This is a genomic window from Brevundimonas sp. (assembly GCF_036677305.1).
Classification (GTDB): domain Bacteria; phylum Pseudomonadota; class Alphaproteobacteria; order Caulobacterales; family Caulobacteraceae; genus Brevundimonas.
Window position 1 is genome coordinate 1 of record NZ_JAKFEB010000054.1, and the last position, 10468, is coordinate 10468.

At 70.7% G+C, this 10468-nt stretch carries 15 protein-coding genes; 9 read left to right on the forward strand and 6 right to left on the reverse strand.

Going from position 1 to position 10468, the window contains the following annotated elements:
- Both V6M42_RS03320 and hemC read right to left on the reverse strand, forming a co-directional pair.
- Positions 1–353: uroporphyrinogen-III synthase (locus V6M42_RS03320; RefSeq protein ID WP_332677143.1), on the reverse strand; the 353-nt coding region annotated here is incomplete at its 3' end.
- A 98-nt stretch (positions 354–451) separates the two neighbouring features.
- Positions 452–1402, reverse strand: coding sequence for a hydroxymethylbilane synthase (hemC, locus tag V6M42_RS03325; RefSeq protein ID WP_332677145.1), 951 nt, complete (start codon positions 1400–1402; stop codon positions 452–454).
- 43 nt (positions 1403–1445) lie between these two features.
- On the opposite strand from hemC, the gene tsaD reads away from it, so the two are divergent.
- The 3 genes from tsaD to V6M42_RS03340 are packed head-to-tail and all read left to right on the forward strand — an operon-like array spanning position 1446 to position 3979.
- A complete protein-coding gene (gene tsaD / locus V6M42_RS03330; RefSeq protein ID WP_442880916.1) occupies positions 1446–2594 on the forward strand; it encodes a tRNA (adenosine(37)-N6)-threonylcarbamoyltransferase complex transferase subunit TsaD in 1149 nt (382 codons plus the stop codon).
- Between the two features lie 9 nt (positions 2595–2603).
- A complete protein-coding gene (locus V6M42_RS03335) occupies positions 2604–3602 on the forward strand; it encodes an NAD(P)H-dependent glycerol-3-phosphate dehydrogenase (RefSeq protein ID WP_332677150.1) in 999 nt (332 codons plus the stop codon).
- Positions 3599–3979 carry a Rieske (2Fe-2S) protein gene (locus tag V6M42_RS03340; protein ID WP_332677152.1) on the forward strand — a complete coding sequence of 127 codons (381 nt, stop codon included), beginning with the start codon at positions 3599–3601 and terminating at the stop codon, positions 3977–3979. Before V6M42_RS03335 ends, V6M42_RS03340 begins: the two co-directional genes overlap by 4 nt.
- A 7-nt stretch (positions 3980–3986) precedes the next feature.
- Here the strand turns inward: V6M42_RS03340 and V6M42_RS03345 are convergent, their stop codons facing one another.
- Entirely contained in the window at positions 3987–4730 is a 744-nt protein-coding gene (locus V6M42_RS03345) for an SAM-dependent methyltransferase (RefSeq protein ID WP_332677164.1), read from the reverse strand.
- Positions 4731–4933: 203 nt separating this feature from the next.
- Here V6M42_RS03345 and V6M42_RS03350 point away from each other — a divergent pair, with 203 nt between their 5' ends.
- The 5 genes from V6M42_RS03350 to V6M42_RS03370 are packed head-to-tail and all read left to right on the forward strand — an operon-like array spanning position 4934 to position 8552.
- Complete coding sequence (locus V6M42_RS03350; protein ID WP_332677154.1) at positions 4934–5503, forward strand: hypothetical protein; 570 nt, start codon at positions 4934–4936, stop codon at positions 5501–5503.
- Positions 5504–5516: 13 nt separating this feature from the next.
- Positions 5517–6140 (forward strand): hypothetical protein, encoded by a 624-nt coding sequence (locus tag V6M42_RS03355; protein ID WP_332677156.1) that lies wholly within the window; start codon positions 5517–5519, stop codon positions 6138–6140.
- 3 nt (positions 6141–6143) lie between these two features.
- The gene (locus tag V6M42_RS03360; protein ID WP_332660177.1) at positions 6144–6449 is read left to right on the forward strand and encodes a winged helix-turn-helix domain-containing protein; all 306 of its coding nucleotides are present in this window, start codon (positions 6144–6146) and stop codon (positions 6447–6449) included.
- A 28-nt stretch (positions 6450–6477) separates the two neighbouring features.
- On the forward strand, positions 6478–7257 hold the full coding sequence (locus V6M42_RS03365; RefSeq protein ID WP_332660179.1) for a tyrosine-protein phosphatase: 780 nt from the start codon (positions 6478–6480) through the stop codon (positions 7255–7257).
- Positions 7254–8552: an anthranilate synthase component I family protein gene (locus tag V6M42_RS03370; protein ID WP_332677158.1), complete on the forward strand. Its 1299-nt coding sequence runs from the start codon at positions 7254–7256 to the stop codon at positions 8550–8552. The genes V6M42_RS03365 and V6M42_RS03370 overlap by 4 nt, the downstream gene beginning before the upstream one ends.
- On the opposite strand, the gene V6M42_RS03375 is transcribed toward V6M42_RS03370, so the two are convergent.
- Genes V6M42_RS03375 through V6M42_RS03385 form a run of 3 tightly spaced genes read right to left on the reverse strand, consistent with a single transcriptional unit; the run spans position 8549 to position 10070 of the window.
- Positions 8549–9085 (reverse strand): TadE/TadG family type IV pilus assembly protein, encoded by a 537-nt coding sequence (locus V6M42_RS03375; RefSeq protein ID WP_332660183.1) that lies wholly within the window; start codon positions 9083–9085, stop codon positions 8549–8551. The two genes, V6M42_RS03370 and V6M42_RS03375, sit on opposite strands and share 4 nt — an antisense overlap.
- Entirely contained in the window at positions 9082–9630 is a 549-nt protein-coding gene (locus V6M42_RS03380; protein ID WP_332677160.1) for a TadE/TadG family type IV pilus assembly protein, read from the reverse strand. Before V6M42_RS03380 ends, V6M42_RS03375 begins: the two co-directional genes overlap by 4 nt.
- A gap of 14 nt (positions 9631–9644) precedes the next feature.
- Complete coding sequence (locus V6M42_RS03385) at positions 9645–10070, reverse strand: pilus assembly protein N-terminal domain-containing protein (RefSeq protein ID WP_332677162.1); 426 nt, start codon at positions 10068–10070, stop codon at positions 9645–9647.
- A gap of 262 nt (positions 10071–10332) precedes the next feature.
- Between V6M42_RS03385 and V6M42_RS03390 the strand changes: the two genes are divergently transcribed.
- On the forward strand, positions 10333–10468 hold a 136-nt coding region (locus tag V6M42_RS03390), incomplete at its 3' end, for a Flp family type IVb pilin (RefSeq protein ID WP_332677166.1).

Genomic DNA, 10468 nt, shown 5'->3' on the forward strand with positions numbered 1-10468 from the left:
CCGGTTTCCACCGCTTCATAGACCGGCAGCGCCCGGACCCGGATGCGGCCGGAGAGCAGGGCGGCCAGATCGCCCGCCGGCTCCAGCGCCCCGGGGACCAGCAGCAGCCCCGGCCGGGGCGCCTCGGCGATCAACAACGCCGCCAGATCGGCCAGGGCCCCGCCGGCGGACCGGACCCGCCCGAACCCGCTTTCCCGCGCTGCCTCGGCCGTGGCGTCGCCGACGGTGAAGACCGGCAGGTCGCGCTCCCGACTCAAGCCGGCGAAGGCGTCGACCCCGTTCCGGCTGGTGAAGGCCAGGGCCGCCGCCCCGCCCAGTTCGACGACGGGCGCAAGAGGGCGGATCTCCAGCACGGGCGCGACGATGGGCTCGAACCCCGACGCGGCCAGACGATCGGCGGTGCGCGCGGCGCCCGGTTCGGCGCGGGTGACCCAGACTCTCCGGATCGGCCTCAGGACGGCGTCCTCTGATCGCCGGCCCCGGCGTGAACCTCGGCCCCCAGCGCCAGCCCCATGGCCCGCGCCTGCGCCATGGCGTCCCGCCCGTTGATATCGGCCATCTCAGCCGCCCGCCGCCAGCGCGCCGAGCCGTCGGGCGCCAGCATCTCCGTGGTCAGGCGCAGGCGGTCGCCGGCGACTTCGGCATAGGCGCCGACGGCGGTGCGGCACGAGCCCTCCAGCGCCGTCATCGCGCCGCGTTCGGCCGCCACGGCCAGCGCCGTCATCGGATCGTTCAGGGCCGCGACCCAGGCCGCGCCCGTGTCCTCGACCCGCGTCTGCAGGGCCAGCGCCCCCTGTCCTGGCGCCGGTACGAAATGGTCGAGCGACAGCCGCTCCCGGATCACGCTCTCGAACCCCAGCCGGTTCAGCCCCGAAACGGCCAGCAGGATCGCGTCGAACTCGCCCTCGGCCAGTTTGCGCAGCCGGGTGTCGACATTGCCGCGCAGCATCTCGATCGTCAGGTCCGGCCGCAGCGCCAGGGCCTGGGCCTGCCGCCGCAGCGAGGCCGTCCCCAGCCGCGCGCCCATCGGCAATTCCGCGAAGGTCGCGAAGGTCTCGCTGACGAAGGCGTCACGGGCGTCCTCGCGCGGCGGCACGGCGGCGATGCACAGTCCGGCGGGCTGTTCGGCGGGGACGTCCTTCATCGAATGGACCGCCACATCGACGCGGCCCTCGGCCAGCGCCTCCTCGATCTCCTTCGTGAACAGCGCCTTGCCGCCGATCTCCATCAGCCGGCGGTCCTGCACCCGGTCGCCGGTGGTGACGATCTCGACCAGCGGCACGGCCTCGGCCAGATCGGCGTCCGCGACGCCCAGGGCGTGGCCGATGGCGCGCTGCATCATGCCCGACTGGGTCATCGCCAGTTTCGAGCGGCGGGTGCCGATGCGGACGAGGTGAGCCATGAGAGTCGTTGCGCCGGGTGAACGGGGTCGCTACCTCGACCCGATGGACAGGCCCGCCGACTATAGCAGCGAAGGGAGCCGGGCAACCGACGCCCGGCGCGGCATTCCGCCCGGCGACCTGACGGTGCTCGGCATCGAGACCAGCTGCGACGAAACCGCCGCCTCGATCGTACGCCTGTCGCCCGACGGCGAGGCGACCGTCCTGTCGTCCGTCGTGCACAGCCAGATCGACGATCACGCGGCCTTCGGCGGCGTGGTGCCCGAAATCGCCGCCCGCAGCCACGTCGAGATGATCGACGGCGTCGTCCGCCGCGCCATGGACGAGGCCGGCCTCTCCTACGACGCCCTCGACGGCGTGGCCGCCACCGCGGGGCCCGGTCTCGTCGGCGGCGTCATGGTCGGCCTCAGTTTCGGCAAGGCCGTGGCCCTGGCCCGCGACCTGCCGCTGATCGCCGTCAACCACCTCGAGGGTCACGCCGTCTCGGCCCGGCTCGGGGCCATGGTCGACTATCCCTTCCTGCTTCTTCTGGTCTCGGGCGGCCACTGCCAGCTGCTGGAGGTGCGCGGCGTCGGCGACATGAGCCGGCTGGGCACCACCATCGACGACGCCGCGGGCGAGGCCTTCGACAAGATCGCCAAGGCCCTGGGTCTCGGCTATCCGGGCGGCCCGGCCCTCGAGAAGCTGGCCGCGACTGGCGACGGCGCCCGTTTCGACCTGCCGCGCGCGCTTCTCGGCCGCAAGGACTGCGACTTCTCCTTCTCGGGCCTCAAGACCGCCGCCTCGCGCCTGGCCCAGGCCTGCGAAACCGATCAGGACCGCGCCGACCTCGCCGACGCCGTCCAGACCGCCATCGCGCGCCAGCTCAGCGAACGCTCGGACCGCGCGCTCAAGGCCTACGCCGAACGCCACGACCACCGCCTGTTCGTCGTCGCCGGCGGCGTCGCGGCGAACCGCACCGTCCGCGCCACGCTGGAGGCGACCGCCGCCGCCAACGGCTTTTCCTTCCTCGCCCCGCCCATGGCCTACTGCACAGACAACGCGGCCATGATCGCCCTCGCCGGCGCAGAGCGCTTGCAGAAGGGCCTGACCTCCGACATCGATACCGCCGCCCGGCCGCGCTGGCCGCTGGACGAACAGAGCGCGCTCGCCGACCCGGTCCATCCGCCGGGCCGCAAGGGCGCCAAGGCCTAGGGAAGACGCATGCAGTTCAAAACCGCGGGAGTGATCGGCGCCGGCGCCTGGGGCACCGCCCTGGCCCAGGTCGCCGGCTGGGCCGGCCTCGAGGTCCTGCTTCAGGCGCGCGAGCCCGAGGTCGTCGAAAGCATCCGCGCCCGCCGCGTCAACGAGGCCTTCCTGCCCGGGATCACGCTGGACGACCACATCTCCGTCACCGCCGATCTGGCCGACCTCGCCGCCTGCGACGTCATCCTGGCCGTGCCGCCGGCCCAGCATATGCGCTCCACCCTGACGGCCTTCGCCGCCCACCACCGGCCGGGCGTGCCGGTCATCCTCTGCTCCAAGGGCATCGAGCGCGGCTCGTTGAAGCTGATGACCGACGTCCTGGCCGAGACCCTGCCGAACGCGCCCGCCGCCGTCCTGTCCGGCCCCAGTTTCGCGGCCGAGGTCGCGCGCGGCCTGCCCAGCGCCGTCACCCTGGCCTGCGCCGACGAGGCCCTCGGCGAGGAACTGATGTGGACCCTGTCCGCCCCCGGCTTCCGGCCCTATCTGGCCTCCGACCTGATCGGGGCCGAGGTGGGCGGCGCCATCAAGAACGTGCTGGCCATCGCCTGCGGCATGGCCGAGGGCCGCGGTCTGGGCCGCAGCGCCCACGCCGCCCTGATCACCCGCGGCTTCGCCGAAATGACCCGCATGGGCGTCGCCCTGGGCGGTCAGGCCGAGACCGTCGCCGGCCTGTGCGGCCTGGGCGACCTGGTCCTGACCTGCTCCAGCCCCCAGTCGCGCAATATGAGCCTGGGCCTCGCCCTCGGCCAGGGCCAGACGGTCGAACAGGCCCTGGCTGGAAAGCGCTCGGTCGCCGAAGGCTATGAAAGCGCGCCCGCCGTGCGCGAGCTCGCGGCGAAGATGGGCGTCGACATGCCCATCTCCCTCGCCGTCGCCGCCCTGCTGAACGGCGAGACCACGGTCGAGGCCGTGATCGACAACCTGCTGTCGCGCCCGCTCAAGGCCGAGCGCCATTGAGCGACGCGCCGGCCCCTTCCGAACGCAAACGCGTCTGGACCACGCCGCCGAATGTGGCCCTGTGCGCCGAGGCCGATATCGCCGATCCCGGCTCGCGCGGCTTCGTGCTGCAGATCGGCGAGGCCTTCTTTCACGGCTTCGTGGTGCGCAAGGACGGCCAGGTCGCGGGCTATGTCGACCGCTGCCCGCATCAGGGCTTTCCGCTGGCGATCGAACTGGACAAATACCTGATCCCGGACGGGTCCCTGATCCTGTGCGGGTGGCACGGCGCGGTGTTCGAACCCCTGTCCGGCGCCTGTGTCGGCGGCCCCTGCGCGGGCGCCCGGCTGACGCCCTGGCCGGTCGAGGCGCGGGGCGGCGTCATCCGCACCGCCTGACCGCCGTTCAGCCCGTCTTGCGCAGAAGATACAGGCCGAAACCGATGTGATCCCGCCCGTAGTCCAGCATGGCCTGGACCCGGTCGGCGCTGCGCTGCACCGTCCCGGCTTCGGGCGCCGCCGGGTTCGCGTCCAGCCATCGCCGCGCCGCGGCGGTCAGGCCCCGCGCGTAGTCATCGAACACGGCCCGGGGGGATAGTTCCGCCATGAACACCGCAAAACCGGCGGCCCGCGCGGCGGCCTGCCAGCCCGCGTGATCGGCGTAGACATTGGTCGCCTCGACGATCTGGCGCAGTGGAGCAGGAGGCTCGGACAACCAGACCAGGTCGCCCCACAACAGCCATCCGGCCGGCTTCAGGGCCCCGTGCAGCGCGACGAACCCGGCCTCCGGCGTCGGCCGACCCTCGCCGGTGATGTTCGTCGTTCCCAGCGCCGTGATCAGATCGACCGGCGGCGTCCGGGCCAGAACCTCGGCCGAGGCGGCCACGACCAGGGCCACACGATCCCCGGCTCCCGCTTCGGCGATCCGGGCGCGCGCCAGCAGCGCCATGCCCGGATCCATCTCGATCGCCGTCACGCCCAGGCCGAACACCTCTGCCAGCCGGATCGCCACGGCGCCGTTCCCGGCGCCGATATCCAGCGCCTCCGCCCCCGCGGCGAGTCCCGTCCGCGCGACCGCCGCCTCGATCGCGGCCATGGTCACGCCGTTGCAGACCTCCAGCGCCTCATAGGCGATGCGGGCGAAGGTCATGGTCAATGGGCGGCCTCTTCCGGCTACGCCTGCAACTGACGCATGCGCACGCCTCCCTGATCAAGCCTTCGAGGCCGGCCTCCCCTGACGAAGCGCGCTCCGGGCGCCGCTTTTCCGTTCGCCTGTGTTTCGCCGCGCATAACGAAGCACTTTACATTTCAAAGTACGTATGAGAGAAGGAGCCGAACAGGGAGATTTCAGACATGTCCGCCGTCGCCTTCGATCTCGCCGCGACCCGCCCCCTGCCCACCGTTCCGGTCTGCGCGGGCCGTATCCTGGCCCTGGCCGGCGTGACCTTCGGCGCGGCCAATCTGATCCAGTGGGGGGTCATGAGCGGCGCCCTGGGCTGGCATCCGGCGGCGCTTGGTCTCAGCTGGCCGGTCGCGGTCGGCGTCTTCCTGACCGGCCTGTTCCGCCTGCGGCGCGCAGGCGGCGAGGCGGGCCGCCGGGTCGCCGGCTGGTCGCGTCTCGCCATCCTGATCCACATCGGCGCGGCCCTGGCGCTGGCGGGCCTGTCGGTCGCCACGGGCGACTGGGAAATGATGCGCTGGACCTCGGCCGTCGGCCTTGGCCTCTACGGCTTCGCCTGGACCCTCGCGGCGGCGCGCGCCGGAAACCTCAATATGGCGGCGCTGGCCGCCGCCGCCTTCGCCGGCGTCGCGGGGATCGCCCTGCGCTTCGGGACGCCGGACCCCTATCTGATCTACGCTTGCGCGCTTGCCCTCGTGGCCCTGATTCCCGGGCTCTGGCTGGCCCTTGGCCGTCGCCTGTAAGGACGAAAGACCCATGACCGAGAACACCGAAGATCCCGCCGCCGACATCGCCTGGATGCGCCGTCTGGCTGAAGAAGGGCGCGATGCGCCGCTGCTGAACGGCCCCATCCTGGTCGCTGCAGCCCTCGTCTTCGGCGTGGCCAATCTGGGTCAGTGGGCGATCATGACCGGCCTCATTGATGTCGACCCCATGGCCCAGCTGTGGCTCTGGCTGGCGGCGGGCGCCGTCTTCGCGATCGCCCTGTTCGTCCTGATCCCGCGCGCCAGCCGGAAGCCGGGTTCCGGGTCGCACGGCAACAAGGCCGTGGCCGCGGCCTGGTCGGGCATCGGCTTCGGCATCTTCGTGATGTGGCTGAGCCTGATGGCCATCGGTTTCAAGAGCGGCGACTGGACCATGATGTGGGCCATGCCCAGCATCGTGGCGACAGCCTACGGCTCGGCCTGGATCGGTTCGGGGGCGGCGACCGGGCAGCGCTGGATGACCGTGACTGGCCTGATCGCCTATGCCGGCGCAGTCCTGTTCGGCTTCCTGATCGGCGAGACCGCCCTCTACCTGGCCTTCGCCGCGCTCATGGTGGCGACCGCCCTCGTGCCTGGCCTGGTGCTCATGCGCCGCGAACCCGCTGATGCGGCCTGAGCCGTGGGAGACGATTTTGACATCGCCCGGATCGACGATGTGATCCACGGCCGCATCCGGTTGGGCATCATGGCCTTCCTGTCAGGGGTCGGCAGCGCGAACTTCAACGAACTGAAGGCGCGGTTGCAGACCACCGACGGCAATCTGTCTGTCCATCTGCGCAAGCTCGAGGACGCCGGCTTCGTCGCCGTGACCAAGCGGTTCGAGGGCCGCAAGCCGCTGACCGAGGCGTCGATGACCGCCGTCGGCCGGAAAGCCTTCGTCGCCTATCTGGACGCCATGCAGGGTCTGGTCGGCAAGAGTGGTTAGAGGCGTCCGCCTCGGCTAGAAGGCCGCCATGACCGGCCGCATCCACCGCTTCGACGCCCTCGACAATTTCCGGGACTACGGCGACTACGCCGCAGGGGCCGCCCGGCATGTCGCGCCGGGGCGGCTGTTCCGTTCGGGTCACCAGGCGCGGGTCACCGCCGCCGACCTCGACCGCCTCGACACCCTGGGGATCGCCGCCATCGTCGACCTGCGCCGTCCCTCGGAGCGGCGCGACCAGCCCTCCAAACGCCCCGCCGGCTTCACCGGCGCCGTCATCGAAAGCGACCATGACGACGGCGGCGAGGCCCCGCACCTCACCTTCCTCAAGACCGCCGACCTGACGCCTGACTCGGGAAGGCGCTTCATGACCGAGACCTATCGCCATCTGCCTTTCGAGCCGTCGCACCTCGACCTGTTCGCCCGCTATTTCCGCGTCCTGGGCGAGACCGACGGGCCGGTCCTGATCCACTGCGCGGCCGGCAAGGACCGCACCGGCATGCTGGCCGCCCTGACCCACCATCTGCTGGACGTCCATCCCGACGACATGGTCGCCGACTATCTGCTGACCAACACCGCCGTGGACCTGGAGCGCCGGGCCCCGGGCATCGCCCGCCAGCTCGAGGCGATGACCGGCCGCGCCGCGTCGCACGACGCCGTCGTGGCCTTCCTGGGCGTTGAGCCGGTCTATCTGGAAACCGCCCTGGCCGAGATCGCCGCCCGGTCCGGTTCGGTCGACGCCTATCTGGAACAGGCCCTGGGGGTCGACGCGTCCTTGCGCGACCGCATCGGCGAGCGGCTGGCGGCGTGACGTCCCGGGTCGTCGAAACCCGCACCGGGCCCTGGCGCGATCCACTCGCGGTCGCCAACGGCGTCAGACATCTCGACGGCCCCCTGGCTCTCCTCTCGGACGGCGGAGCACTGGGTCGCTGGTCGTTCGTCGCAGCCGAACCGGATCAGGTCCACGTCGGGCCGCTGCCCGCCGACGGCGGATTGAATCCCCTGGGGACGCCGCCCTTCGAGGCCGGAATCGTCGGCCTGATCGCCTATGACGCGGGCGCCCGCGCCGCCACCGGTCCGCGCCCCGGGGTATGGCCCGACCTGATGCTGGCCCGCTATCCGGCCATGCTGGCCTTCGATCACCGCGACCGCGTGGTTAGGGCGATCGGACGGGGCGGCGACGCCGGATCCGCCCGCGCCGCCGCCGACCGGGCCGAGGCTTGGCTGTCCGCCGCGTGCGACCCGGTCCGCCCCGCGGCTCCCGCGGCCTCGTTCGAAGCCGAGGCGCCGCCCGGGGCCTATGTCGACGCCGTGGCCGATGTCGTCGAGCGAATCGCCGCCGGCGAACTGTTCCAGGCCAATATCGCCCGCGCCTGGTCAGGGGACCTGGTTCCCGGGGCCGACCCCTTCGACGTCGTCCTCGGCCTCTCGCATCGGGCCGCGGCCTACGGCGCCTACTGGCGGCTGGGCGATCTGGCGATCGTCTCGAACTCGCCCGAACTGTTCCTCACCTTCGATCCCGGGACGCGGCGGATCGAGACCCGGCCCATCAAGGGCACCCGCCCGCGCGATCCCGATCCGGCGCGCGACGCCGCCCTCGCCGCTGAACTCGGCGCCAGCGCCAAGGACCGGGCCGAAAACCTGATGATCGTCGATCTGATGCGCAACGATCTGGCGCGCATCGCCGACCCCGGTTCGGTCGTGGTCGACCGGCTGTTCGAGATCGAAAGCCATCCGACCGTCCACCATCTGGTCTCGACGGTTTCAGGCCGGGCGAGGGACGGCGCCGGTCCCGCCAACCTGCTGGCGGCGACCTTCCCGCCCGGCTCGATCACCGGCGCGCCCAAGCATCAGGCCATGAAGGTGATCGCCGGCCACGAGCCGCCCCGCGGTCCCTGGTGCGGCAGCCTGTTCCACATCGAGGTCGACGGCCGGATGACGGCTTCGGTCCTGATCCGCACCGCATCCTTCCGGCGATCCGCCGACGGCTGGCGTTTTCGCGCCCTGGCCGGCGCGGGCATCGTCGCCGACAGCGAACCCGAGGCTGAACTGGCGGAAACCGACGCCAAGATCCGGGCCCTTCGCGAGGCCCTGACCGGCGTCTAGCAGTTGGTGCAGGCCACGTTGTCGACCGTGCGCGGCCTCAGATAATAGATGTGCGAGAACCGCGTCACCGCGGGCATCAGATAGTCGACGGGCGAATCGTAGTCGTAGGTGGCCTCCGACACGATGATGCTTTCTCCGTTCGAGATCAGCCCCGCAGGCAGGACGATCGTCTCATTGACCGCGCGCCCCGCAACGCCGCGACCGCGGCTCCAGGTGACCCGGGCGACGCCCGCCGTCTGGGTCACGCTGCTGACGCGCTGCTGCAGCGTGGTGGTGGAGAACGGCTTCATGATCAGCCCGCCGATCTGGAAGATGTCATCCAGATTGGCCGTGGTCAGGGTTTCTTCCTGTGCGACCAGGTCCGCCACCATGGCCGAGACGTGGCCCATGCGCTTCTGGGCCATATAGCCCTGACAGAACTCAGCCATGCCGAAATAGAAGGCGATCATGACCGGGGCGATCATGGCGAATTCGACCGCGGATACGCCCCGCTCGTCGCCGACCAGGCGGGATATGAGCCCCTTGCGCCTCATGCCGGTTCATTCCTGAACGCGGTGGTGGCGGTCAGCATGGCGGCGCCGTCGTTCATCCGGGACAGCCCCTGGGTCAGGAATGTCGTCACCAGCGGCTGCCGATACCAGACCCGCACCAGGACGAGGTCTCCCGGATTGCCGTTGGAATAGGTCAGGGAGCCGGTGTTGAACGTCCCGCCCGCCATGGGATCCGGCGGCGTCACGGCGAACTGCGGAATGACCCGGACGTCGACGGAGGCGCGGGCGGCGCAGTCGGGGGCGAAGATGCTCATCCGGCCGCAGAGGGAGGTCTTGAACTGGGCGGCCGTCATGCTCTGGTCGCTGGCCTGGCCCGTGCGGATCAGCCGGCCCGTTTCGATGGCGGCGTTCTCCAGCACCGAGTCCGTCACGAAGACGAGGCCCAGCTCCAGGATGGCGAACAGCATCATGCCGAAGGGCAGGGCGACCATGGCGAACTCGACCGCGGCCGAACCGTCCCGCGCCGCCAGCAGACGAGCGAAGAAGCCGCGGCGGGTTGCCGGAAGGCGGGGCTGTCGAGCACGCATCGGCCAGTACCCGGTCAGGGGGTCGGCGCCGTGGGGCCGCTGGTTCCCCGCACTGATGGGGAACAGGAAGCTGCGCAGGCCATCTCGGTGGCCTGGCCGCCGCGCCAGACGCGGACCCGGCCCGCGCCCGAACCGGCGGTGACGACGACCTCGCTCTGGAAGACGGTGCGGCCGATGCTGTCGACGGCCACGATCTCGGTCACGCCGTAGCCCTTGCCGGTGATGTACAGGGTGTTGGAATCCACCACCGTCACATCCGCGATCAGCGGATTGCCGACGATCACCGAACCGGCCGGCCCGCGCAGTTGCACGCGCGCGGCCTGATCAATCTCGACGCTGAGCCGCGCTGACTGGGCGGCGACAGCCGCTGGAACAGCCAGAAAGGCAATGCCGGCCAGGACGGCGGCGAGCCGGGCTGCAGAGGGAACGGAGCGGATCATGGGCGTCGACTTCCAGTGAACGGGCGCGCGCGTAAGCATGGGCCGGACACTGCCCCGCAAACCTCAACAAAGTCTGAAATCATGCAGCCGTGGGACACGGCATAGTAAACGCGGCGTCAATAAAGCAATCGCGTTTCCACGCCTCCCGTTTTACTCGCCCTTAATCGGCGATCTCCATGGTGAAGCTGTTAGGGGGGTCAAGCGGGCATAACCGACGACCCCGGGTGTCAACACTGCTCGCTTAATCAGAAGGATTTCAGCCATGACCAAGTTCGTTTCGAAATTCATGTCCGACGAGTCGGGCGCCACGGCCATCGAATACGGCCTGATCGCCGCCCTCATCGCCGTCGTCATCATCTCGGCCGTCACGGCCCTGGGCTCGACGATCAAGACCAAGT

What these genes read in the sequence shown, in the direction of transcription:
- hemC (WP_332677145.1), bottom strand. Translation starts at nt 1,402, where the DNA reads ATGGCTCACCTCGTCCGCATCGGCACCCGCCGCTCGAAACTGGCGATG.
- tsaD (WP_442880916.1), top strand. Translation starts at nt 1,446, where the DNA reads ATGGACAGGCCCGCCGACTATAGCAGCGAAGGGAGCCGGGCAACCGAC.
- V6M42_RS03335 (WP_332677150.1), top strand. Translation starts at nt 2,604, where the DNA reads ATGCAGTTCAAAACCGCGGGAGTGATCGGCGCCGGCGCCTGGGGCACC.
- V6M42_RS03345 (WP_332677164.1), bottom strand. Translation starts at nt 4,730, where the DNA reads ATGACCTTCGCCCGCATCGCCTATGAGGCGCTGGAGGTCTGCAACGGC.
- V6M42_RS03350 (WP_332677154.1), top strand. Translation starts at nt 4,934, where the DNA reads ATGTCCGCCGTCGCCTTCGATCTCGCCGCGACCCGCCCCCTGCCCACC.
- V6M42_RS03355 (WP_332677156.1), top strand. Translation starts at nt 5,517, where the DNA reads ATGACCGAGAACACCGAAGATCCCGCCGCCGACATCGCCTGGATGCGC.
- V6M42_RS03365 (WP_332660179.1), top strand. Translation starts at nt 6,478, where the DNA reads ATGACCGGCCGCATCCACCGCTTCGACGCCCTCGACAATTTCCGGGAC.
- V6M42_RS03375 (WP_332660183.1), bottom strand. Translation starts at nt 9,085, where the DNA reads ATGAGGCGCAAGGGGCTCATATCCCGCCTGGTCGGCGACGAGCGGGGC.
- V6M42_RS03380 (WP_332677160.1), bottom strand. Translation starts at nt 9,630, where the DNA reads ATGCGTGCTCGACAGCCCCGCCTTCCGGCAACCCGCCGCGGCTTCTTC.
- V6M42_RS03385 (WP_332677162.1), bottom strand. Translation starts at nt 10,070, where the DNA reads ATGATCCGCTCCGTTCCCTCTGCAGCCCGGCTCGCCGCCGTCCTGGCC.